The sequence below is a fragment of the Alkalimonas collagenimarina genome, from assembly GCF_030717845.1.
In the GTDB taxonomy this organism is placed as follows: domain Bacteria; phylum Pseudomonadota; class Gammaproteobacteria; order Enterobacterales; family Alteromonadaceae; genus Alkalimonas; species Alkalimonas collagenimarina.
Window position 1 is genome coordinate 17,117 of record NZ_JAUZVZ010000010.1, and the last position, 22,146, is coordinate 39,262.

Genomic DNA, 22,146 nt, shown 5'->3' on the forward strand with positions numbered 1-22,146 from the left:
ATCGGAGACTCATGATGATAGCTCCTCTGGTTCGCCCACCACCAAAAGTGTCAAGGTCAAACCAATGGCTAAAGTAGCACAGAGCTCAATGAACAAAATCAGCGGCTTAGCAAGCCAGAGCGGCCATTCTAGCCAATGGATGAGTAAAGCTGGTTGATACTGCAACAGAGCACTTGCAATACCGGCTACCACAAAGGCCAACACACCACTGAGTACAATCAACCGAACCCAGCCATAACGCCAATGCAGCGGCGGTAACTGATGATTTAATCGCAGCACCACTGCGGCAGCGGCCAGTAAAGCTCCTGCTTGAAAAGCACCACCCGGCGCGGTTGCCCCCCGCCAAAGGACAAAGAATGCCACTAAAATGAGCAATGGCGCCAAGCGTTTACTCCACTGGCTGGCCAATGGCCAGCGTTGCGGAGTTTGCAGCATTGGCGATGACACCAAGCGAGCGCCCATGAGAGCCAACAACAATACAATCAACTCCAGCAGAGTATCCCAAGCCCGAAAGTTGAGCAGCACTGCTGTCACTGGATGCTCAGTGCCACTGTTCGCCAGGTGTTCAAGTGCCAATGGCATCAGATGGTGCTCAGGTTGCAGCGGCACCCACCATAAGGAGAAACAAAGAATGCCTGTCAACATCAGGCTAAGCAGCAGGACCAGCCATGAAGATCGGCTTGAGCTCTTACTCACAGGTGCTGACTCCGCTTTTGCTTGTCGCGCTAAGGCAGAAAAAAGTAAAGCTCCGGTGAGGCCCGCGCCTATCGCTGCTTCTGCCAAGGCCAAGTCGGCAGCGCCTAACCGGGCCCAAGCTACCGCCAGTATTAAACCAAAGACCACAAAGATCATCACGGCAGCGGCCAGTTGTTGTGCCCGCACCGTTGCCAAAGCTAGCGTGAGGAGCACCAAGCCAAGTATGGTATCAAACCAAAAGTCACCACTCATCAGGACGGTCCTTTGGGTCTATGCTTTTGTGTGCATCGCTCTTAGGAACATCGTCTTGCCCGGCATCACGGGCAAACTGCCCCAGTAACTGACATGAGATAGTGCCTGACAGCATAATCAGCCCCCAAATCAGCAGCATCAGCAAAAATCGTTGCCAATCGGGTGCTAATACCGTTAGACCCAGCACCAGAAAACCAAGCCCTAAGGTGTCGGCCTTGGTCACCGCATGCAAACGGCTAAACACATCTGGAAAGCGGATCAATCCGACACTGCCCGCAGCAAAAAAAGCCAGCCCAAGAACGAGTAAAGGAACTGCTATCAGCAACTGCATCATTTGTGTTCCCGTTTCAAGCGGTGAACAAAAGCGGCTGGTACCACCGCAGCCAGTAATGCCAGCACCAGTGCTACTTCCAGCAAAGCAGTGTCAGAGAACGCCAGTGACAACACCAACAATACGGCTACACCACCACTGCCGAGCAGTTGAATAGCCAGTAAACGATTCACCAGATCCGGCCCACGCCAGACTCGCCACAACCCAAGCAGCACAGTCAATAACAACAAACAAGCCAGCCACATCAACATAATGGCGTCTCCTTGGCCAGCAGTTGACTCAGACGTTGCTCCAATTGAGACACTTCCTCAGCCCAGTCATCGTCTTTGCGAAGTAGGTGCAACTCCAACCAAGCCTGCTCATCCTCTTGAGTCAGTTCAGTCGATTCGGTCGTTAAGGTGAGCATCTGGCTGCGACAGGCGGTAGTGCCTGGCATCAAACTAATTAAGCAGGCCATCACCCGCTGGCTAGATGCATGCTGCAATCGTATCGTGTAGCGCTGCCAGTTTGGTGAGATAGCCGGCGGAGTTCGAAAAGCCCGCCATGCTACATCGACTCCGCCCCGCCACATCTGCTGGAAAAAATACGCGATAAAGGATGGGACATATCGCCAGCGCACGCTCAGCAAAGGAACTGGCCACAACCAGGAGCACCAGAGCAGCAAGGGCAATAAGGCCAAAAAAAACCACCAACCCTGACCGCCAGCCAACAGCCACCACAGCAATACCCACAATAGCGCCCGTAGCATCAGCCGCGACAACCCGCTATCCGAAGATTGGGGTCTTTCTTTTCCTGCATCTGGTACCATGGGATCTCCGCATACCGCCGTTAAGGGTTACTGCTTGAAATAAAAAACAAATCACAATTTATACTATGGGTAAACGCAGATAAATTCAAACCAGCCAGGCGAAACCTGCTCTAAGGGCTAACAGTTTATAATATACAGTCAAGGGCACATCACTGTGTGCCTGCAACGCGGCACACCCAATCATGCCCTTAAGCTCTCCTGCCGGAACCATTCTTACATGCCCATCACTCACGCTCACTTTATTGAAATAAATGTTGCAAAACGCACTTAATAAGTTATTATTTTATGCATTTCAAGGAATGAATGTATGAGTAAACCAGCCGCCAGAATTGGCGACATGCATGTCTGCCCTAAAGTCACCTCTAAAGTTCCCCATGTCGGTGGCCCAATAGTACAGGGCTCGCCCAATGTGTTTATCGGTGGTATGCCTGCCGCCAAAGTTGGCGATAAACTGGTGTGTGTAGGCCCGCCGGATAGCATCAAAACAGGGTCAAAGTCTGTTTCTATCAACGGTAAGGCCGCAGCACGGCTGGGCGATAGTACCGATCATGGCGGTAAAATCGTGATGGGTAACCCCACAGTGTTAATTGGCGATAAAGCTTACAAAGGGCCGAATGCAGCGAAGTTACCTGAGGGCCCAAAAACTACCGAAGAAGCCATGAAACGGCTGGATGAAGCAGGGAAAAAAGTTGCTGCCGCCAAAGCCAATAATCAACCACCGCCCTCATCTCCATACAGCAGTGAAGACAAGCTGTATGTAGTAGCCGGTGGATTGGATGAGAAGTTTATTGTTCGCGTCATCGAAACAAAGTATGCCGGAGACAACGGATCCATTGGTTATGTTCCGCAGGGGGCTAATACCGCCACCTACTGGACTACCACCTTTACGCAATTGGAGCATGCCGACAGTGACCCTGAGTTGCTCACCAGTGCGGTAGGTATTACCTATGATCCCGATGCCAGCTACACCCTGCTGTTGATTGATCAGGAAAAGGCCAATGCCGGGGGCGATATGGTTAGTTTTATTCCGACCTACGATAACCTGGCAGAGTTTGCAGCGACTGAACTTGCTGATGAATTTGTCGATCAGGAAGAATTAATTGCCCCCGTCATGACCGAAGAATACAGCCACCATTACGAGCGGGTGTATCAGTCCGCTGAGGTGAAAGGGATTAATCTGAATGACGAAAAGCAATTTAATGAATTAGCAAAGGATCTGGGTTTTGATGAAGATGAAATCAATCTGCTAGAGGTTCGGCATAAGCTTAAAAACAGCACCGGCGCCAATGAACAGTTTTTAGGCAATGGTATGACCAAAGACAACACCATGCAGTATGAAGAAACCCCATACGGCACTGCCAGCCCAGATAAACACTATGGCCCGGTAGAAACCTATACCTACGATAAAAACCCGCAAACGCTGCTGAAATTAGAGCAAGCTGGTATTGTTACCCGTATTCCTCTTAGTGCAAAAGGATAAGTGATGAGACAGTTTCCAGAGATAGACCCGTTAACCATCAAGCAGCATCCTAATTTGGTGGCATCGCTGGTTGATAACGATGATCCACGAACAACATGGTATTTTCTGATTATTGATGACTATATGTTAATTGCTGATGCTATGTATTTTACTTATAAAGACACGGGCGTGAGCAAGTGGCTGCATTATCAGATTGAGTTCCCAAAACAAGGCTTACTCTGGTATCTGGATAGCCTGCGTACTAAGTTTTTTAAAACCGAAGCTGAGGGTGGTTTACCCAAAGGCAAGTTCCATGATAAAGCAGTGGTCGACGGTGAAGAATTAAAGCTAAAGCGCTGCTTTGGCCTTGGCGCGGATGGCCGGGGGGGGGGGTATGCGTTTGTAACACTGGACAGAAAAAACGAGCGAGGTTTTGCCAAGCAATACGCTTTTACCGATGCCTTGTTGTTTGAGCATGGGCTGATAGATGTGCTGGATGATATTGCCGCTAAAATCAAAGCTGGTGTGTTGTAACCCTGCTGCCATACCCCACTAAAAAGCCGCACTCTGTCTACTGTTGGAAGTGCGGCTTTGATGAAGATGAAATCAATCTGCTCAAGGTGCGGCATCAGCTAAAAAATAGTACCGGTGCCAACGAACAATTCTTAGTCAATGGTATGACTAAAGATAATACCGTGCAGTATGCTGAAACCCCTTATGGTACCGCCAGCCCGGCCAAACACTATGGTCCGGTAGAAACCTTTACCTACGATAAAAACCCGCAAACACTGTTGAAGCTAGAGCAAGCTGGTATTGTTACCCGTATTCCACTGACGCCAATAAAAGGATAATTTAGATGAGACAGTTTCCAGATATCGATCCACTGACGATTAAACAACATCCTAATTTGGTAGCATCACTAGCCGATGATCGTGACCCGAATATTACGTTTTATTTTTTAGTTATTGATGATTACATGATTATTGCCAATACAAATTACTTCACAAACAAGCTGACCAAAGTTAGCAAATGGTTAAACCACCAAATCGAGTTCCCTAAGCAAGGCTTGCTATGGTATCTGGACAGCCTGCGCACTAAGTTCTTTAAAACCGAGGCCGAAGGCGGTTTACCCAAAGGCAAGTTTCATGATAAAGCCGCGATCGGCGGTGAGCAATTAAAGCTAAAGCGTTGCTTTGGCCTTGGCGCAGATGGCCGGGGTGGGGGCTACGGATTTGTGACTTTGGATCGCAAAGATAAACATGGTTTTGCTAAACAGTACGCTTTTACCGATGCTTTATTGTTTGAACATGGGCTGATTGATGTGCTGGACGATATTGCCGCTAAAATCAAAGCTGGTGTGCTGTAACCCTGCTGCCATACCCCACTAAAAAGCCGCACTCTGTCTACTGTTGGCAAGTGCGGCTTTGATGAAGACGAAATCAATCTGCTCGAGGTTCGGCATAAGCTTAAAAACAGCACTGGCGCCAATGAACAGTTTTTAGGCAATGGTATGACCAAGGATAATACGGTTGAATATACTGAAACACCGTTTGGTACGGCCAGCCCGGCCAAACACTTCGGCCCGGTAGAAACCTTTACTTTTGATAAAAATCCGCAAACGCTGCTGAAATTAGAGCAGGCTGGTATTGTTACCCGTATTACACTGACCCGACGCCATTTTGAATGCTTTGTTTAGACTCGTTACCCTAAGCATTACGTAACTGCATTCGCCATTAGCAACCAGTTTGTCGTATAATCAGTATCCTGAAACGGACTGGCTGCAACCTCACTCCTTACTTTGGTTTCGTCAGTCTACCCGTCAATACATAGTTACCACAGGCAGCAGCGTATGAGCTTCAAAGGCCAGCACATCTTGTCCGTCAATCAATTTGATCTCGACAGTATCCAAAGCATTTTTCAGGTTGCCCACAGTATGGAACCCTATGCCAGTCGGCACAAACGCACCAAAGTGCTGGATGGGGCTATCCTCGGGAATTTGTTTTTTGAATCCAGCACCAGGACCCGGGTCAGCTTTGGCTGCGCTTTTAATTTACTCGGCGGAGAAGTACGGGAAACCACCGGCATGCAAAGCTCAGCACTCGCGAAAGGGGAATCATTATTTGATACTGCCCGGGTCCTGAGTAGTTACAGCGATGTGATTGCCATGCGTCACCCGCAGGCAGGTTCAGTTGCTGAATTTGCCGAAGGCAGCCGGGTCCCGGTAATCAATGGCGGTGACGGTGCGAATGAACACCCGACTCAAGCGTTATTGGATCTGTTTACCATTGAAAAAGAACTGGCCGCGAGTGGCCAGAGTGTTGATGGCATGCATATCGCCATGGTTGGTGATTTAAAGTTTGGCCGTACCGTTCACTCCCTGGCTAAACTACTCTGTCTTTACAAAAACATTCGCTTTACGTTGATTTCGCCCAAAGAGCTGGCCATGCCCGACTCGGTGTTAGCCGCCATAGACAATGCTGGTCATCAGGTTGAAATCTGTGACGCCCTTGAAGGCAAGCTGGGTGCAGATATTGTCTATCAAACACGGGTGCAAGAAGAGCGTTTTTCCAGCCAGGACGAAGCCAACCTGTATCGGGGCAAGTTTCGACTGAATCAGGATATTTATACCAAGCATTGCAAATCCAATACCGTCATCATGCACCCGCTACCTCGTGACTCCAGAGTGGATGCCAATGAACTCGACAATGATCTGAACCTGAACCCTAATCTGGCTATTTTCCGCCAAGCTGATAATGGTGTCCTGGTGCGGATGGCTTTGTTCGCTCTAACACTGGGCGTCGAGCATTTAATCAGTAAGTATGACTGCGATGTACCTTGGTACACCACCAAATCATCTATTACGTCCATTTAAATTCAAAGGACCCTCTGCATGACTCAATCTGAAGTTTTATTCGAACGTGCTCAGCACACTATCCCTGGTGGAGTAAACTCACCGGTTCGCGCTTTTAAAAGCGTGGGTGGCACCCCTATTTTTATCGAGCGGGCTGATGGCCCTTACATCTTTGATGTGGATGGTAAGCGTTACATTGATTATATCGGCTCTTGGGGCCCCATGTTATTGGGCCATAATCACCCGGAGATCCGCCAAGCAGTCATTAATGCTGCTGAGCATGGTCTTAGCTTTGGCGCCCCCTGCCCGGCTGAAGTCGATATGGCAGAGCTAGTCAGCAAACTGGTGCCCAGCATGGAGATGGTGCGCATGGTAAGCTCTGGTACCGAAGCGACCATGAGCGCGATTCGTCTGGCACGCGGCTACACCGGTCGGAATACCATTTTAAAATTTGAAGGCTGTTACCATGGCCATGCTGATTCCTTGCTGGTAAAAGCTGGATCTGGCGCCTTAACGCTGGGCGTACCCAACTCACCTGGTGTACCGGATGATTTTGCTAAATACACCCTGACGGCTGAATTCAATAATCTGGCGCAACTGGAAAGCATCTTTGCGGAAAAAGGCGATGATATCGCCTGCATTATTGTCGAGCCAGTGGCAGGTAATATGAACTGCATCCCACCGGTACCCGGTTTTCTGCAAGGTTTGCGCGAGTTATGCGATCGCTATGGCAGCGTACTGATTTTTGATGAAGTGATGACCGGCTTTAGGGTCGCTTTAGGCGGTGCACAACAAGTGTATGGTGTCACGCCTGATATCACCACGCTCGGCAAAATTATCGGCGGTGGTATGCCGGTCGGTGCCTTTGGTGGCAAGCGCGACATCATGCTGCATATCGCCCCAACAGGCCCGGTCTATCAGGCAGGCACTTTATCTGGCAACCCGCTGGCAATGGCCGCTGGCTTAGCAGCTCTGAATGCGATTAGCCAGCCAGGCGTGTACGAAGCCTTAACGGCAAAAACCACTCAGCTGATCGAAGGCTTGCAACAAGCTGCTAATCGTCATGGCATTCCTGTCACAACCAATCAGGTCGGGGGCATGTTTGGTCTGTTCTTTAGCTCTGAACAGCACATCACCAACTACCAGCAAGCAACTCAATGCGATATCGAGGCCTTTAAACGCTTTTTCCATCTGATGCTGGCTGAGGGCGTGTACTTAGCACCATCGGCGTATGAAGCAGGCTTTATTTCGTTAGCTCATACCGAGCAAGACTTAGCCGATACACTGGCAGCAGCTGATCGCAGCTTTAAGGCGTTAGCTACCAGCTAACGTCGTCGCTCTGGCAGTAGGCGGACAATGTCACTGTCCTGCTGCCGGGCTTGCTGCACCAACCAAAACTGCCCACTTTTATCGCTGAATAATCCAATCGCTTGTTGTTCCTGACTCAGTGGAATTTGTTGTTGTTGCCCATCCCAAAACTGCATGCGCACAAGACTCGACTCTGTATCCAGCCATGCGATCCCCCTATCATTGCTCAACCACTTGACAGAATCGGTTAAAGCCAGTGTAAAAGACGCTAACTGCAACGGCATCATGCCATCATAACTCCATAAAGCAGGGGTGCTATCCATACTGGTTCGCACCACAAAGCCATCAGGAGCGCAGCGAAAATCGACCACATTGGCCAGTACCGACTTCACCCGATCAGCCGCCATGGTAAACAACTTCCAGCCGCTTTCTGTGTTCTCCGTCCAATACAATTGCTGACGACAAACTTCAACCCGCGATGGCCGAATGTCCATCGGCAAAAAAGATTGTAAAGCACCGGTGGTCGCATCCACCTGATACAACTGCTGATTAATCAGTACCAATAACTGCTGACGATACCATAACAGCTGCTGCACCTGTTGATCGGCCCTAAGCTCTGTCAGCTGACGTAACTGCTCACGTTGCGCTAACCAAATTTGACCACTGCCAGAGCGCTCAGAGACAAAAGCGACCTGATGCTCTTGTACCGCAGCGATGCGCTCACTTCTATTGGATGCAAACCAGCGGCGCTGGGTCAGCGCTGGTTGATGTGCTTGCTGAAGCTGAAATGCCCATAAATCACTAACGGTATCAGCCCCTTCTACTGCAACAATGCCATCATCGACAAATTGAACATCACGAAGACCGGTGGACAGACTACCCAGTGTCTGGCGCGATACCTTCTTTCCGGCTAAGCCTGTAAAGGGCTGTTGTGGTAAGCCAACCCAGAGCTGCTCATTGTCAGACGCTAACTCGGTTACCACATAAGGGAAGCTTTGTTTCACATCCCATTTATTGCTGTCTAACCGAATACGGATTAAATCAGTTTGAAAGAAACTCACTTGTGCCAAAACATACAGATGCTCTTGCCAAACCAGTACCCGAAAGATTTGCAATGCCCGTAAGGGAGTCTCTAACACCGGTTCCGCACGCAACTGCTCACTGTCAAACTGAACCGGGCTTTGCCACAGCTGAAAATAACCATGTTTATCGGTGCGATCCAACCAATACAGCTGGCTTTGATGCCATGCCAAACCATTTCGAAGCCACAGCCGGCATGAACCAATCTGACGCTCAGCTTGCATGACAGGGATCATACGTTGTAGATAAATACCACAATGCCCCGCTTGTTCTGCGCTAAACAGCATATGATTATCCACCATCACGCCAGACCCCATAGCACTAAAGTAAGACGTCGCGTGCTGCACCGATACTTGATCCAACGACTGACGCACCCAGTGCCACTGCTGCTGACCGGCAGGCTGATGCTGGTACCAGAGCATCTGGTGATAATCACTTACTAAGGGCGATTGTTCGCGGCCATTAAGCGCACTCACGGGTTGGATACGTGTATAGGTAGGTTGGACGGAGCTCAATGTCAGATGGGTTAGCCCGTAGGCAATGATGCCGCAACTTAGTACGAGTGACAGTACGGCAAGGCTAAGAAAGCGCTTGTGCTGTAACCACTCCTGACGAAAACCCTGAGCCTCAGGTTCACGGGGTGCTGAAGCATCATCTAAAGCTACGGTCAAACCTGCTTGATCACTGGTTAACGGCGTCACCGTAGCCAGCCAGCAATAGCCTTTTTTGGGGATAGTATTAATGAAGCTAGGCGCCTGAGTATTATCGCCTAAGATTTTCCGTAAAGCCCCGACTGCACGCATCACTGCGCCATCTGTCCCCTCACCTGCAGGCCACACATCGGCTATCAGTTGATTTTTAGACAACAACTGATTCGGGTGTAGTAAGAAATAGTTCAATAGTTTCTGCAGGCGAGGTTCCAGCAAGACAGCAGAGGTTTCATCCTTTGCTGCCAGCCAGACTTTACCAACCGTTGCCCGGTAGCACCAGGGACCAAATTGAACCAGAGGCTCCAGATTCGACAAAAACAATCCGCCTATACAAGATGTATAGACGGATTATAACGTAAACCAGCAAAAAATCAGGGGCTTATTTGTTACAGAGTTATACCAGTTCAGCGGTGGTCACTTCGTCAGCAAAAGGTAAATCTGGGTCACGGCAGATTGGGAACCATGCACAAGCAATAATTGCTTCTCCAATTTCTGCCTCAGCTGGATCTGCAACTTCTTGCTGAAAGTCCGGGTCACGGCAGATTGGGAACCACGCACAAGCAATAAGATTATCAACTTCGCTATTCGAACTCTCAACTTTGTCAGCATTGATTGCGAAAAGAGTACTTAAAGTGATAGCAGCGACTGTAGTTAATGCAATTTTCATAAGTCAATTCCTAAGTTTAGGTTATGTTGTTAAACTCAGAATTACATAAGAAACCTAGATTAACTCGATGAAATTCATATAAAAAAATTATAAATTCTGTTGTTGTATGGGAATTTCAGCAATATCCATATCTCCACGCCCCATAGAAGGCAGGTAAAAGTAATTTTTATCTGCGCTTAAACTAAAGTGGCTGGAGTAAATCGACTCTAAATCCGTTGCGACGGTAACTTTTCGGTTGGAGAAGTCAAGAAAGTATAGCTGGTAGCGATTATCCGTTAAGTAACTTGAGTAATATAAACCATCCTCTGCCAGTACAAAATGCAGAGGCAATGACTCCTGCAAGGGCAATTCCAGGCGCTCGGCTGGGCTACCATCCATTCGCTGCAGATAGTAGTGGCGGGTATGACTATGCTGCCAAAAGCTATAGCGTCCATCCCGGCTCTCTAAATACAGCTCCATTTGGGGATTAAAGAGCTCACTTTGTGCAGGAGCATCCAAATGCGTTGTCATCACTTGCCAGCGACCTTGGCGAGAAACCGCGTAATAGATGGTTCTGCCATCCGCTCCCCAACTTGGGTTACTTACATTTTGCTCTAAAAATGAAGTAATCTGAATGGGATCCTTGTCTTTATGCAATAACCACAGTTGCTGACTAATTAACGCCAACAAATGAGTGCCATCAGGTGAGAAGGTCAACTGGTTGATACGCTCATTTTCAGTGAAATTCGTCAGCTGATGCTGGCGGCCATCAGGATAAAATAGCCACACTTGTGATAAACCTGATCGCCTTGACACTACCGCGACAGGCCCATTAATTACAGGGCTTGCTTCAGCATAAGCTTCACTGCGATTTGAGCTAAATACTTGCTGATTAAGCTGCCCTGAAGTATTTAATATTTTATTAGGTACTTTTAATATATTGAGCTGAGAAAAAGCCCCCACAGAGGCAATAATGCGCCCTGAGGTACTGACTTGTATTTCACTGGCATTATGATCGGTGTATGCAAGCAGACGTCGTTGCCCAGTTTCGACCTGCACAGCGGCCAGCATGGAACGCCCTGCAGGATAAATAATCGCTTGATCATCCAGGCTCCAGTCAATATTACCCGGTGAGGTATCACTAAGCTGGAGTAGCATACTGGATGAGCGACTGGATAATTCCAGCTGCCAAATTTGCACGGCACCTGCCGCATCTCGCAAAAAAGCCAGTCGATTTCCATCTCTGGAAAAGCGGGCCGCATAATCTCCAAAGCCATTTGATGGTGGAGCCGTTAAAGTTTCAGCTTGCCCACCAGCCAATGGATATAGCATCAGTGACATTTGACGTTGTCCTACTTCTCTTGAAGGATAAACTATGTAACGCCCATCTGGTGACCAGGTTAAACGAGCAGATACAGACTTGCTACCGCACTCGGTTAACAAACGATCACTGTTAATACCTATTTTATTCGAGTCCAATGTCAATAATCGAATTTCACACAGTTGCCCAGATAACATACGGTGATAAGCCAGTTGAGTACCATCCGGGCTCCACGCTGCACCAAAGCTGCTGTATGGTTCTTCAGTTAATGTAATGACTTGATGCGTTTCTAAATTCTGTAACTTTAACACCACTACATCGTCGCTTGGGCTACTGGCATAACTAAAGGCCAGAAACTTTTCGTCTGGTGAAATGCTGTGGTAAAACTCGATGCCATCTAAGAAAGTGACTGGTTCATAACGCCATAAAGGCGTTACGGCTGGCTCCTGACTATCTGAGGCAGAAAACCACCAAATAATGGCTGCCAGCAACATGGGGAGTAGCAACAAGCCAGTAATGATTGCCGCTCTAACCCGGGGTTGCCACGAAGCATCGGATGATAAAGTGGTTTGTGCCGCCTCGACAGCAGCTGCTTCTGCGGCCTGCTCTTCGGTGGCAATGGTGGCCACTAAGCGATAGCCTCGTTTGGGTACTGTTTCAATATACAACGGCGTACGGCTGTCATCTCCCAGCGCAACCCGCAATACTCGGATCACTCGGGTGATCCGGCCATCAGATACCGCGCGGATCCCCCACACTTTATCCAAAAGCTCATCTTTAGTCACCAGATCGCCTGCACGCACGATCAAATAGTTGATCACATTCTGGCAGAGATTATCCAGTTCGGCAGTCGCCTCTACCTGACCGGATGGGGCAAGCTTCACCAACTTATCCCGCTCGGGCAGATACCACCACTCACCAACTTTGACTCGATGCTCTGGTTTTATTGCCATAACTTATTCACATCTGACCTAATGCTAACCAACAAGAAGAACACCCATTATCAACCTAAAAATCAAAGAATAACAAGTGCTTTGCGTAATTAGTGATTATTCTGTGTGCATTTTACATGAAACCGCTGCTTTATCCGGCTACGGTTGCGGTGGACTCAACACATAAATTGCTCTGGTCAGCCCCAATGCACCTGAGCTGCCAGTTAAGCCTGTGGAAGCATTATCGTCCCGCCCCTGCCAAACGGTGATCACCTGTTGACCATCGAAACTAACAAACCAACTATCCCGATAGTCGCTCGAGGTTCCCGTTTTACCAGCCAACTGTGCTGAAGGGAAGCCTTGCCCCAATACCCGGGCCGTTCCCCGCGTAACGCTCTGCTGCATGGCGAAGTGCAATAACTCGGCGGCTGCTGTTGGATAACGGCGTATCGGCTTATCCGCTCGCTGATACAACACAGTACCATGCTGGTCGGTAACCGCCTCTATACTCGCTAACGACTGATAGACCCCATCATTGGCCATGGTTTGATACAACTGCGTGATTTCAAGCGGCGATAACTCTACCGCCCCGAGTAATGCAGACGGATGCAACTGCACCCGACGCTGTAAACCCAACTTGCTCAGTGCTGCTGCCACTTGCGGCATACCTAGCTGCAAACCTAACCGCACCATCGGTACATTATAGGAATAAACCAAGGTATCCAATAAGCTAACTTCACCACGAAACTGTTGATCAAAGTTCTGAGGTTGCCAGTCTTGCTGGTTGCTGCGAAGCTGGATTGGGCTGTCTTGCAAGGGGGTTTGCAAATCAAAACGCTCTGGTTGCGCCAATGCCTCTAGCGCAATCACCGGCTTGATCAAGCTACCAATCTGTCGACGAGTATCAACAGCTCGATTAAAGCCATCATAGCGTGGGTCACGTCCGCCAATCATGGCTCGCACTGCAGCAATGTGGTAATCAGCCACCACGACCGCAGCCTCCAGCCCCTCCGCTCTGTGTTGCATGGTTTGTTGCAATGCCAATTCAGCCTGCTGCTGTTGTACTGGATCCAAATAGGTGAAAATTCGAAGCCCGCTTTGTTGCAGCACACTGCCACGCATTTTTTGTCGCAGCTCCTGTCGCACCAAAGCGATAAAAGCCGGATAACGTGAGTTACGGTGTTGGCCACGGGCGACCAAAGCAATCGGCTCTTCCAGTGCTTGCTCATACGCAAGACGATCCAGCATGTGCTGCTCGAACATCAACCGAAGTACCAGGTCACGTCGTTGCCGGGCACGCTCGGGGTTGCGACGAGGATCATAAAACGAAGGCCCTTTAATCACACCCACCAATAAAGCTGTTTCTGCAACCGTTAGTTCATTAATCGGCTTGGCAAAATAAAAACGGCTGCCAAGGCCAAAACCATGCACTGGGTGAGCGAAGTTCTGGCCGATATACACCTCATTTAAATAGGCTTCCAGAATCGCATCTTTACTAAAGCGAAAATCCAGAATCAAGGCCATCAATGCTTCATTCATTTTGCGCCATAGCGTGCGATCTTGCGTAAGAAACATATTCTTCGCTAGCTGCTGTGTCAGCGTAGAGCCACCCTGTACCGTTCGCCCGGCCGTCAGGTTGACCAAAAAAGCGCGCACAATAGCGAGCGGAGCCACGCCACGATGGCGGTAAAAGTCCCTATCCTCGACTAAAAGCAAGGTATCACGTAATAAGGTGGGTGTTTGCTCCAGCCGCAGCAACTCTCGATCTTCCTGATGCGGTGAAATTAAATGTTCAATCAACGGTGGCTCGAGATGAAAGTGAGGCTCTGTGGCTTGCTCTGCCTGAATCGCTCGCACCCGATTGGCGGCAAAGGTCACCTGAAAGCGTTCAGCCGGCTGATAGCCATCGACGAAATCAAATTCACGCCGATACACCTCGACTTGTTGATTGGCTAAACGAAACTGACCTGGCCCGGTGATTTGGCTCACCCGGCGGTACTGTAACAGTTCAAGCTCGGCCACCAGTTGCGTCACACTGAGAGGTTGGTCTGGTTGCACCAGCAATGAACGGCCATAGACCTGTGCAGGCACTTGCCATTTCGGACCATTAAATTGCTGAGTCACTTTACTATCGAGATAGACCAGATAGACACACACCAACGCCAATAGAACGAGACTTAGTTTGAGACCTGTCCATAGTAGGTAGTGCATCGCCTGCCGTAGCGAGGGTAAACGAGTTTTCAATGATGGAACCTTCATGATGACTGCATGGTTTTTATGGCTGCATAGTTTTTATGACTGTATAGCTTTACGGGTGCGGGTTGTGGGCATCGCATCAGCCGGATGTTCCGGCCAATAGTGCTTAGGATAACGCCCTTTCATTTCTTTACGCACATCACTATACGCATTTTTCCAAAAACTGGCCAGATCCTGCGTGCGTTGAAGTGGCCTTCTGGCCGGAGATAAGAGCTCTAACGTCAGTTTAATACGCCCGTTAGCAAGGACAGGGCTATCCAACTGACCAAACACTTCCTGAATACGCACCGCCAGTTGAGGCCCTGCTTCGGCTTGATAATCAATCAACAACTGACTGCCGGTTGGTGCTTGCCAACGCTCTGGTAACAATTGATTGAGCTGCTGTTGTTGTTGATAACTCAATCGGCTGAGTAAGGCTTGCTTTAAGGGTAGCTTTGCCAGCTCAGTCAAGGATGCACAAGAACCAAGCCAAACGCTCAACCAATCAGAACTTTCTTGCAGCAAGGCCTCATCTGTCCAATGATGCACGCATGACTCTGCTTCCAGTGCCGCCCATAAGCGAATACGTGCCAGTAATTGCTGACTGTCTGGTTGCCACGGCAACACAGCTAACCCTTTTTGCTGTATATAGCTCAACCAGGCGCTGCTACGTTGCTCAGCACTGATTCGCTCGGAGCTGGCTTTACGCTGCAGCACACAAGCAGCTAAACGCAGTTGTTGCTCTGCAGTAAAACGACCACTTTTTTCGTCAAAACCACTCTGTGTGACCCAGTGCAGTTGCTCGGCAAAAGCCTGTTGTATCTGCGCTAAGGTCAAGGCTTCAGCCTGGCGGATCAGCAAGCCCTGAGCCGTTAATTGCAACTGACTAATGATTAAAAAAGGTGCGGACTGCAGCGCATGATCGGCAGGCAAGACAGCGCCTGCCCCATTGGCCAGTAAATAGCCTTTCCCGCGCTTTACCGCCACCCGATCGGGGTAAGCCCGGCACAGCAATAGAATAAAGAGATCTGGCGTGGAAGGCATCGTTTTCTGGCCACCGAGCTGCTGACGCCATGAGTCAGCCTGCTGAATCAACACACGATTAGGGTGATTCGTGCGCTCGTGTTGCATCGCTTGCAGCTGAGACCACAGCGAACTGCGATCACGACCTTGCTCTAACACCACGGTCAACAGAGCAGCTAACCAAACAGCACCTTGCTCACCAGCTTGCTCCAGCTGCTGCGCTGCACACAACATAGCAGCAAGACGAGGTTCAGTGCCAAGCGCCAGCATGGCTCTGCCGCGAGCAGTGATCTTGAGTGCTTCATTCAGCGCGCCAAGTTGCTGCAGTAATGTCTCTGCCATCCTTACATGGGCCGCAGGCGGTGGGTCCAACCAAAACAGGGTATCAAGCTCTGCGCCCCAACCAGCACAATCAAGCCGCAGACCGGTCAGTTCAGTTTCACAAATATCAGGCACCGTGAAGTTGGCTTTTCGCTGCCAGAGCGCTTCGGTATCCAGTCGGACACAAAGCCCGGGCTCCAGCCGGCCAGCACGACCGGCACGCTGAATGGCTGCCGCCTGACTGATGGCGACCGTCTCTAACTTCATCACACCATGACGGCTATAAAAGTGCGCTTTACGGCAGACACCGCTATCCACCACCAGCCGGATGCCTTCGATGGTTAAACTGGTTTCGGCCACATTGGTCGCCAGCACAATTTTACGCTGTCCAGTCTCTGGAGGCGCAATCGCGCGTTGTTGTTGGCTCAAGGGCAAAGAGCCAAGCAACGGCAGTACAGAGATCTCAGTCGGTAAGTCTTGTTGCTGCAACCATTCAGTCGCTTGCTCTATTTCCCGCTGGCCGGGCAAAAAAGCCAGAATACTGCCTGATTCCTGCTGCACTAACTGGCTGCAGGTTTTAGCAACTTGCTGCCATAACGGTTCGCGCGTTGGGGTTTGATAACGGATAGCGACAGGATAACTGCGGCCCTCGCTTTGCACCACTTCAGCATTCAGCGCTAAAGCCAAACGTTCGGTATCCAGCGTGGCCGACATCAGCAATAGTCGCAACGAATCACGCAGCTGTTGTACTTCTAGCGCCAAAGCCAGTGCCAGGTCTGCATGCAAAGAGCGTTCATGGAATTCATCGAAAATCACCAGATCATAGGCCGATAACTCAGGGTCTTGCTGGATCATTCGGGTTAAAATACCCTCGGTGACGATCAGTAAACGAGTGGCCTTGCTGACTTTACGTTCGTAACGAACCTGATAACCAATGGTTTGGCCCGGTTGCTGCTGCAGCTGACCCGCCATGTAGCTGGCTATGCTTTTTGCCGCCAGCCGCCTTGGCTCTAACAGGAGGATTTTTTTCTGTTGATAACAAGGCTGCTGCAGTAAATACAGCGGCAGCCATGTCGATTTACCGGCCCCGGGTGGAGCCGATAACACAACCCGATTGCTACGCTGCAAGCTATGCAGCAATTCAGTCGCAATCGCAGCAACCGGCAAAGTCATATCAGCGCTTACTGGTTTCCTGCCGCAAGACTTCGGCAATCACACGGATGCCCCGGCCGGTTGCGCCAGCCGCCCACAAAGCGCTATTGCTGCTATTAAAAGCTGAGGCCAAATCAAAATGCAACCAGCCTTTGCCATCGGGGCGGACAAAGCGGCTTAAGAAACCTGCTGCATTGCTGGCACCACCAGTACCACCGCCTTTCATGGCTCGGCTATTGGCAGTATCAGCATAAGGGGATGGACACTGCTGCTGGTGCCAGGGCGCCAATGGCAGTGGCCAGGTCGGCTCTTTCACTTGCTCTGCATAACCAAGTGCGCGCTGCTGTAGTTCGGTATCTAATGAAAATAAGGCATTGTAATCATTGCCTAAGGCAACCATAGCAGCACCGGTTAAGGTGGCAGCATCAATAATCAACGGTGCACCAGTCTCTGTGGCGTACAACAAGCCATCGGCCAGAACTAAGCGCCCTTCAGCATCGCTATTTAAAATTTCAACCGTAGTGCCATTTTTATAGGTCAGAATATCACCCAGCTTGTATGCATGACCGCTGATCAGGTTTTCAGCACAACAGAGTACCAATTGCACCCGTTGCGTTAAGCCCTGCAAAATAGCCAGACCTAAAGCTCCCGCTACCGTAGCCGCACCGCCCATATCGCATTTCATGTACGACATAGACTCGCTGGGTTTGATGGAATAACCGCCACTATCAAAGGTAATGCCTTTACCAACCAGCACAGCCTCAACCGGAGCATCGGCTTTCCCTGTAGGGTTGTAATCCAGCACCAGCATCACAGGCGGGCGTTCACTGCCACGACCAACACCATGAATACCAACCCAGCCTTCGCTGGCCAGTTCTTCACCACGAATGACGCGATGGCTAATGGCATCTGGCGCCAAAGGGGTTAAAAAATCAATAGCTTCTTGAGCCAGCACTTCTGGCGATAATTGCTCTGGTGTCTGGTTCGTCAGCTGGCGGGACCAGCTATAACAGCGCTCCAGTTGCTGCAAAGTAGCGGCATCATCACCCTGCCAGCTGACGCCGTTCAGTTTTTTTGCTGAGGTAAAACCAAGATAAAACGCCCACTGATAATCTAACGTCCAGCCATCTCCACTCAGTTCCACTTGCTCAATGCCCAGAGTATCCAGCTGTCGAGCCGCCTTTTGGATACTGCGAAGTGCCTGACTGGCATCAAAATGGATCTGGTATCCCTGCTCGACCGGAGTCAGGCTGGCTTTTTTGCCCCACTTTTCAGCAGCGGGTTCCGATTGAAGATAAACGTGAATTGCATCAGACATGTAAGGCATCCTGTATCTATAAAACAGTAAGTAAGTCATTGTACCATGACTGCCAAAAAAAATGAGCGCCGGAAAAAGGCGAAAAGTAAAAAGGCGAAAAGTAGTGACGGTTTTACCAACTATCTGTATACTTCGGCGTCTTTTTCATTTGCGATGAGGTTGATATTCTGCTATGAATATCCGCCATTTTTTTGCTTGTCTGTATTGTACAGGAGATGACTATGCCAGAAGGCAAAGCACACAAGACGTTAGGGCTGTTAGCGCTGGCTGGGGTTGAGCCTTATCAGGAGGCAGTGGGCGAAGAGTACATGAACTCCAAGCAGCGGGAACATTTCAGAAAAATTCTGGATGCTTGGCGCCGCCAACTGCGCGAAGAAGTTGATCGCACCAAAAACCATATGGCGGATGAAGCCGCTAACTTTCCTGATCCAGTCGATCGTGCGGCTCAGGAAGAAGAATTCAGCTTAGAACTTCGCGCTCGTGATCGTGAGCGTAAGCTGTTAAAGAAAATAGAGAAGACGCTGCAGAAAATCGAAGATGATGATTTCGGTTACTGCGATACCTGTGGCATCGAAATTGGTATTAAGCGTCTGGAAGCTCGTCCTACCGCCGATATGTGTATCGACTGTAAGACCTTAGCGGAAATCAAGGAAAAGCAACTCGGCGGCTAATATGCCAGACCAAGCCTTTCCTATTGTGGGCCGGTTTGCTCCATCCCCCTCCGGCCCGCTTCACTTTGGTTCGCTACTGGCAGCCGTCGCAAGTTTTTTACACGCTAAATCCCGTGGTGGTCAATGGTTACTTCGTATTGAAGATATCGATCAGCCAAGAACCCAGCCCGGCGCTGCCGATGCTATTCAGCGTGACTTAGCGGCCTTTGGCTTGCATTGGGATGGCCCGGTTTGGTATCAAAGTGAACGCTTAGAGCGCTACCAGCAGGTCTTTGACCAGCTTAAAGAGGCGGAGTTAATTTATGGCTGCGATTGCAGCCGTAAACAGGTCGCAGCCATGGGAGGTCACTACAATGGCCATTGCCGGGAGCGTCAACTAGAACCCAGCCACGAAAAACCTCTGGCCTACCGGCTTAAATCCAGCGGAGTTCAAACGGATTTTTACGATACATTGCAAGGGCCACAGCAAATCCCTGCGCCATTCTGTCAGGAAGATTATATTATCAAACGCCGCGACGGCTTGTTTGCCTATCAATTGGTGGTCGTCATTGATGATATTGATCAGCAGATCAGCGAGGTGATCCGCGGCGCTGATTTATTAGAGATGACGACCCGGCAACAACGGCTGTTCCAATTATTGGACGCAACAGCACCAGCCTTTGGTCATATTCCTCTGATTTCAGCCAAAGCGGGTTTTAAGCTGAGCAAGCAGAATCATGCCCCGGCGATCCATTTGCAGCCGCCATCCACCTTGCTGTTTCAAGCACTGAATGTACTGGGCCAGTCTTGTCCCAACGAGTTTAGCGGGGCGCCTGTAGATGAGATCCTAAGCTGGGCTATACAAAATTGGTTACCTTCTGCGGTGCCAAAAGTTAGTGAAATCGTGTTAAATCCATTTAATTGATGCTTTTTTGTCACTGCCTGCGGTAAAATAACCTTATGTATTAAGATTCAATCTGTGTTTCAGCGAGCGGACACTAAGCTACCGCCCTTGAGAAACACAACCAGATAACCGCTGGAGTACCAGCAGCCGAGCAATCAGGAGTTCGCTATAATTTCCCGTGTTATTAATTTCTGTCGTCGTAACTTAAGCACTAAGTCGGCAACGACTGGAAAAAAGGCTGCCATCAAGCAGCATCAAACGGCCAGTGTGTTACCGCCGATGCAGCGCCTAAGCCGCGATCAACACAGTATTTCGCGCAAGCAGATCAGCCCCAATGCATTAAAAGTATTGTATCGCTTAAAGGATGCTGGCTTTGAGGCTTATCTGGTGGGTGGCTGTATTCGTGACTTACTGCTGGGCTTGCAGCCAAAGGACTTTGATGTCGCGACCAATGCCAAACCTGAGCAAGTACGGCAAGTATTTCGCAACTGTCGACTGATTGGCCGCCGCTTCCGGCTGGCTCACGTCTTGTTCGGCCGCGAAGTCATTGAGGTCGCCACCTTTCGTGGCCATCACAGCCAGCCTGACGAGAGCGAGGACGATCAAACGCACCTGGCCAAAGCTAGTGAAGAGGGTTTGATCCTGCGGGATAATGTCTATGGCACCATTGAAGAAGATGCCGAACGTCGCGACTTTACCATCAATGCCCTGTACTACTCCATCAACAAGTTTGAAGTACTCGATTTCGCCAATGGCATTCAGGCCATTGCTGAGCGCAAAATTGAATTGATCGGCGATCCGGAGACCCGTTATCGGGAAGACCCGGTGCGGATGCTGCGCGCTATTCGCTTTGCCACTAAATTAAATATGCAAATCGCGCCAGCTACTGCAGCACCGATTGCTGAGTTGGCTCCGCTATTGCAGAGTATTCCGGCAGCACGCTTATTCGAAGAATGCTTAAAGCTTTTCATGGCTGGCAAGGCCTTTGATAATTTTATGCTGATGAAACAGTTCGGCATTATCAAGCAACTGATGCCCTCGCTGGATAAAGCCATCAAGCTGGAGCCGGAAGGCAAGACCTTTCAGCTGGTGAGTCAGGCGCTGCAGGATACCGACCAACGGGTCGCCGATGGCAAGCCGGTCACACCGGCCTTTTTGTTTGCGGCCTTTTTCTGGTATCAGGTAGAAATGCGCAGTCAAACCATGCAGCTTGAAGGTGGTTTGCCACCAGTAGATGCACTGAATATTGCCATGACTGAAGTATTATCCGACTTGCAGCAGCGCATTTCGCTACCTAAACGGTTTAGCTTGGTTACCCGCGACATCTGGGGCCTGCAAGGTCGTTTAGCTCGTCGCAATGGCCGTCGTGCGCATAGCTTGCTGCAATTGCCCAAATTCCGCGCTGCCTTTGACTTTTTAGTGTTACGAGCCAAAGCTGAAGGCGGTGAGCTGCAAGAACAAGCCGATTGGTGGCAACGCTTTCAGTTTGAGTCCGAAGATGATCAGCTGAAAATGGTGCAACAAGCACCGGCAACACCAGGTGCCAGCAAGCCCAAGCGTCGTCGCAATTACAAACGCAAACGGACTAGCCAGAGTCAGCCATGATCCGCTGTTTTATTGGTCTGGGCGCCAATTTAGACCAACCAGTGCAGCAACTGGAGCAAGCTCTCAACGCTTTGCGTCTACTCCCGGCCAGCCGTTTCGTGAACTGCTCTGCCTTCTATGGTTCCAAACCCATGGGGCCGCAGGATCAACCGGATTATGTCAATGCAGTCGCCGAGCTGGCCACCACGCTGGCCCCGGAAGCATTGCTGGATGAGTTACAACGGATAGAGCAACAACAAGGGCGGCAGCGCAAGGACGAACGCTGGGGGCCTCGCACGCTCGATTTGGACTTACTGCTGTATGGCAATCAGCAGATTGCCACCGAACGGCTTACTGTGCCGCATTATGGTTTGCCAGAGCGTGAGTTTGTATTGTACCCACTGCATGATATTGCCCCTGAACTACAATTACCTGATGGTCGCATGCTTCGCGACCTGCTGACCCAGGTCCCACGTAACGGCTTGCATCAGCTAAGTTAGCTGACAGCTGCTTGCAGCCATGCTGACTTTATGACAAAGTTCGCAACCGAATAAACAGACATGAG

At 49.9% G+C, this 22,146-nt stretch carries 20 protein-coding genes and 1 pseudogene; 11 read left to right on the forward strand and 10 right to left on the reverse strand.

Features of this window, described 5'->3' with window-relative positions; all coding sequences use genetic code 11:
• Window positions 1-9 precede the first annotated feature (9 nt).
• Genes Q3O60_RS08470 through Q3O60_RS08485 form a run of 4 tightly spaced genes read right to left on the reverse strand, consistent with a single transcriptional unit; the run spans window position 10 to window position 2,087 of the window.
• Window positions 10-948 (reverse strand): MnhB domain-containing protein, encoded by a 939-nt coding sequence (locus Q3O60_RS08470; protein WP_305893486.1) that lies wholly within the window; start codon window positions 946-948, stop codon window positions 10-12.
• The gene (locus tag Q3O60_RS08475) at window positions 938-1,282 is read right to left on the reverse strand and encodes a cation:proton antiporter (protein ID WP_305893487.1); all 345 of its coding nucleotides are present in this window, start codon (window positions 1,280-1,282) and stop codon (window positions 938-940) included. Before Q3O60_RS08475 ends, Q3O60_RS08470 begins: the two co-directional genes overlap by 11 nt.
• Window positions 1,279-1,530 carry an MrpF/PhaF family protein gene (locus tag Q3O60_RS08480; protein ID WP_369812651.1) on the reverse strand — a complete coding sequence of 84 codons (252 nt, stop codon included), beginning with the start codon at window positions 1,528-1,530 and terminating at the stop codon, window positions 1,279-1,281. Before Q3O60_RS08480 ends, Q3O60_RS08475 begins: the two co-directional genes overlap by 4 nt.
• Entirely contained in the window at window positions 1,524-2,087 is a 564-nt protein-coding gene (locus Q3O60_RS08485) for a Na+/H+ antiporter subunit E (RefSeq protein ID WP_305893488.1), read from the reverse strand. The genes Q3O60_RS08480 and Q3O60_RS08485 overlap by 7 nt, the downstream gene beginning before the upstream one ends.
• 307 nt (window positions 2,088-2,394) lie before the next feature.
• Here Q3O60_RS08485 and Q3O60_RS17705 point away from each other — a divergent pair.
• From Q3O60_RS17705 to hemL, 7 genes and pseudogenes are all read left to right on the forward strand, one after another.
• A pseudogene (locus Q3O60_RS17705) lies at window positions 2,395-2,679 on the forward strand (PAAR domain-containing protein); the annotation flags it as partial.
• Window positions 2,680-3,570: 891 nt separating this feature from the next.
• A complete protein-coding gene (locus tag Q3O60_RS08495; protein ID WP_305893490.1) occupies window positions 3,571-4,080 on the forward strand; it encodes a hypothetical protein in 510 nt (169 codons plus the stop codon).
• A 143-nt stretch (window positions 4,081-4,223) separates the two neighbouring features.
• Entirely contained in the window at window positions 4,224-4,397 is a 174-nt protein-coding gene (locus tag Q3O60_RS08500) for a hypothetical protein (RefSeq protein WP_305893491.1), read from the forward strand.
• A gap of 5 nt (window positions 4,398-4,402) precedes the next feature.
• Window positions 4,403-4,912, forward strand: a complete 510-nt coding sequence (locus Q3O60_RS08505) for a hypothetical protein (RefSeq protein ID WP_305893492.1) — start codon at window positions 4,403-4,405, stop codon at window positions 4,910-4,912.
• A 144-nt stretch (window positions 4,913-5,056) separates the two neighbouring features.
• Window positions 5,057-5,242, forward strand: coding sequence for a hypothetical protein (locus Q3O60_RS08510; protein WP_305893493.1), 186 nt, complete (start codon window positions 5,057-5,059; stop codon window positions 5,240-5,242).
• A 153-nt stretch (window positions 5,243-5,395) separates the two neighbouring features.
• Complete coding sequence (locus tag Q3O60_RS08515) at window positions 5,396-6,418, forward strand: aspartate carbamoyltransferase (protein WP_305893494.1); 1,023 nt, start codon at window positions 5,396-5,398, stop codon at window positions 6,416-6,418.
• Between the two features lie 18 nt (window positions 6,419-6,436).
• On the forward strand, window positions 6,437-7,726 hold the full coding sequence (gene hemL / locus Q3O60_RS08520; protein ID WP_305893495.1) for a glutamate-1-semialdehyde 2,1-aminomutase: 1,290 nt from the start codon (window positions 6,437-6,439) through the stop codon (window positions 7,724-7,726).
• On the opposite strand, the gene Q3O60_RS08525 is transcribed toward hemL, so the two are convergent.
• From Q3O60_RS08525 to pepB, 6 genes are all read right to left on the reverse strand, one after another.
• Entirely contained in the window at window positions 7,723-9,810 is a 2,088-nt protein-coding gene (locus Q3O60_RS08525; protein ID WP_305893496.1) for a winged helix-turn-helix domain-containing protein, read from the reverse strand. The two genes, hemL and Q3O60_RS08525, sit on opposite strands and share 4 nt — an antisense overlap.
• A 79-nt stretch (window positions 9,811-9,889) precedes the next feature.
• Entirely contained in the window at window positions 9,890-10,162 is a 273-nt protein-coding gene (locus Q3O60_RS08530; protein ID WP_305893497.1) for a hypothetical protein, read from the reverse strand.
• Between the two features lie 87 nt (window positions 10,163-10,249).
• Entirely contained in the window at window positions 10,250-12,415 is a 2,166-nt protein-coding gene (locus tag Q3O60_RS08535) for a winged helix-turn-helix domain-containing protein (protein WP_305893498.1), read from the reverse strand.
• Between the two features lie 138 nt (window positions 12,416-12,553).
• The gene (mrcB, locus tag Q3O60_RS08540) at window positions 12,554-14,653 is read right to left on the reverse strand and encodes a penicillin-binding protein 1B (protein WP_305893499.1); all 2,100 of its coding nucleotides are present in this window, start codon (window positions 14,651-14,653) and stop codon (window positions 12,554-12,556) included.
• A 33-nt stretch (window positions 14,654-14,686) separates the two neighbouring features.
• Complete coding sequence (gene hrpB, locus Q3O60_RS08545; RefSeq protein ID WP_305893500.1) at window positions 14,687-17,146, reverse strand: ATP-dependent helicase HrpB; 2,460 nt, start codon at window positions 17,144-17,146, stop codon at window positions 14,687-14,689.
• A 1-nt stretch (window position 17,147) separates the two neighbouring features.
• Entirely contained in the window at window positions 17,148-18,443 is a 1,296-nt protein-coding gene (pepB, locus tag Q3O60_RS08550) for an aminopeptidase PepB (protein WP_305893501.1), read from the reverse strand.
• Between the two features lie 221 nt (window positions 18,444-18,664).
• On the opposite strand from pepB, the gene dksA reads away from it, so the two are divergent.
• From dksA to folK, 4 genes are all read left to right on the forward strand, one after another.
• A complete protein-coding gene (gene dksA / locus Q3O60_RS08555) occupies window positions 18,665-19,114 on the forward strand; it encodes an RNA polymerase-binding protein DksA (RefSeq protein WP_305893502.1) in 450 nt (149 codons plus the stop codon).
• A 1-nt stretch (window position 19,115) separates the two neighbouring features.
• Window positions 19,116-20,018, forward strand: coding sequence for a tRNA glutamyl-Q(34) synthetase GluQRS (gene gluQRS / locus Q3O60_RS08560; RefSeq protein ID WP_305893503.1), 903 nt, complete (start codon window positions 19,116-19,118; stop codon window positions 20,016-20,018).
• 258 nt (window positions 20,019-20,276) lie between these two features.
• On the forward strand, window positions 20,277-21,602 hold the full coding sequence (pcnB, locus tag Q3O60_RS08565) for a polynucleotide adenylyltransferase PcnB (protein WP_305893504.1): 1,326 nt from the start codon (window positions 20,277-20,279) through the stop codon (window positions 21,600-21,602).
• Window positions 21,599-22,081 (forward strand): 2-amino-4-hydroxy-6-hydroxymethyldihydropteridine diphosphokinase, encoded by a 483-nt coding sequence (gene folK / locus Q3O60_RS08570; protein ID WP_305893505.1) that lies wholly within the window; start codon window positions 21,599-21,601, stop codon window positions 22,079-22,081. Before pcnB ends, folK begins: the two co-directional genes overlap by 4 nt.
• The last annotated feature ends 65 nt before the right edge of the window (window positions 22,082-22,146 follow it).

Bases quoted from the DNA above. Each gene is read 5' to 3' on its own strand.
- Q3O60_RS08480 (WP_369812651.1), bottom strand. From the start codon at position 1,530: ATGTTGATGTGGCTGGCTTGTTTGTTGTTATTGACTGTGCTGCTTGGG.
- mrcB (WP_305893499.1), bottom strand. From the start codon at position 14,653: ATGAAGGTTCCATCATTGAAAACTCGTTTACCCTCGCTACGGCAGGCG.
- Q3O60_RS08475 (WP_305893487.1), bottom strand. From the start codon at position 1,282: ATGATGCAGTTGCTGATAGCAGTTCCTTTACTCGTTCTTGGGCTGGCT.
- Q3O60_RS08505 (WP_305893492.1), top strand. From the start codon at position 4,403: ATGAGACAGTTTCCAGATATCGATCCACTGACGATTAAACAACATCCT.
- Q3O60_RS08470 (WP_305893486.1), bottom strand. From the start codon at position 948: ATGAGTGGTGACTTTTGGTTTGATACCATACTTGGCTTGGTGCTCCTC.
- Q3O60_RS08510 (WP_305893493.1), top strand. From the start codon at position 5,057: ATGACCAAGGATAATACGGTTGAATATACTGAAACACCGTTTGGTACG.
- hrpB (WP_305893500.1), bottom strand. From the start codon at position 17,146: ATGACTTTGCCGGTTGCTGCGATTGCGACTGAATTGCTGCATAGCTTG.
- dksA (WP_305893502.1), top strand. From the start codon at position 18,665: ATGCCAGAAGGCAAAGCACACAAGACGTTAGGGCTGTTAGCGCTGGCT.
- Q3O60_RS08495 (WP_305893490.1), top strand. From the start codon at position 3,571: ATGAGACAGTTTCCAGAGATAGACCCGTTAACCATCAAGCAGCATCCT.
- pepB (WP_305893501.1), bottom strand. From the start codon at position 18,443: ATGTCTGATGCAATTCACGTTTATCTTCAATCGGAACCCGCTGCTGAA.
- Q3O60_RS08535 (WP_305893498.1), bottom strand. From the start codon at position 12,415: ATGGCAATAAAACCAGAGCATCGAGTCAAAGTTGGTGAGTGGTGGTAT.
- gluQRS (WP_305893503.1), top strand. From the start codon at position 19,116: ATGCCAGACCAAGCCTTTCCTATTGTGGGCCGGTTTGCTCCATCCCCC.
- hemL (WP_305893495.1), top strand. From the start codon at position 6,437: ATGACTCAATCTGAAGTTTTATTCGAACGTGCTCAGCACACTATCCCT.
- Q3O60_RS08515 (WP_305893494.1), top strand. From the start codon at position 5,396: ATGAGCTTCAAAGGCCAGCACATCTTGTCCGTCAATCAATTTGATCTC.
- Q3O60_RS08530 (WP_305893497.1), bottom strand. From the start codon at position 10,162: ATGAAAATTGCATTAACTACAGTCGCTGCTATCACTTTAAGTACTCTT.
- folK (WP_305893505.1), top strand. From the start codon at position 21,599: ATGATCCGCTGTTTTATTGGTCTGGGCGCCAATTTAGACCAACCAGTG.
- pcnB (WP_305893504.1), top strand. From the start codon at position 20,277: ATGCAGCGCCTAAGCCGCGATCAACACAGTATTTCGCGCAAGCAGATC.
- Q3O60_RS08500 (WP_305893491.1), top strand. From the start codon at position 4,224: ATGACTAAAGATAATACCGTGCAGTATGCTGAAACCCCTTATGGTACC.
- Q3O60_RS08485 (WP_305893488.1), bottom strand. From the start codon at position 2,087: ATGGTACCAGATGCAGGAAAAGAAAGACCCCAATCTTCGGATAGCGGG.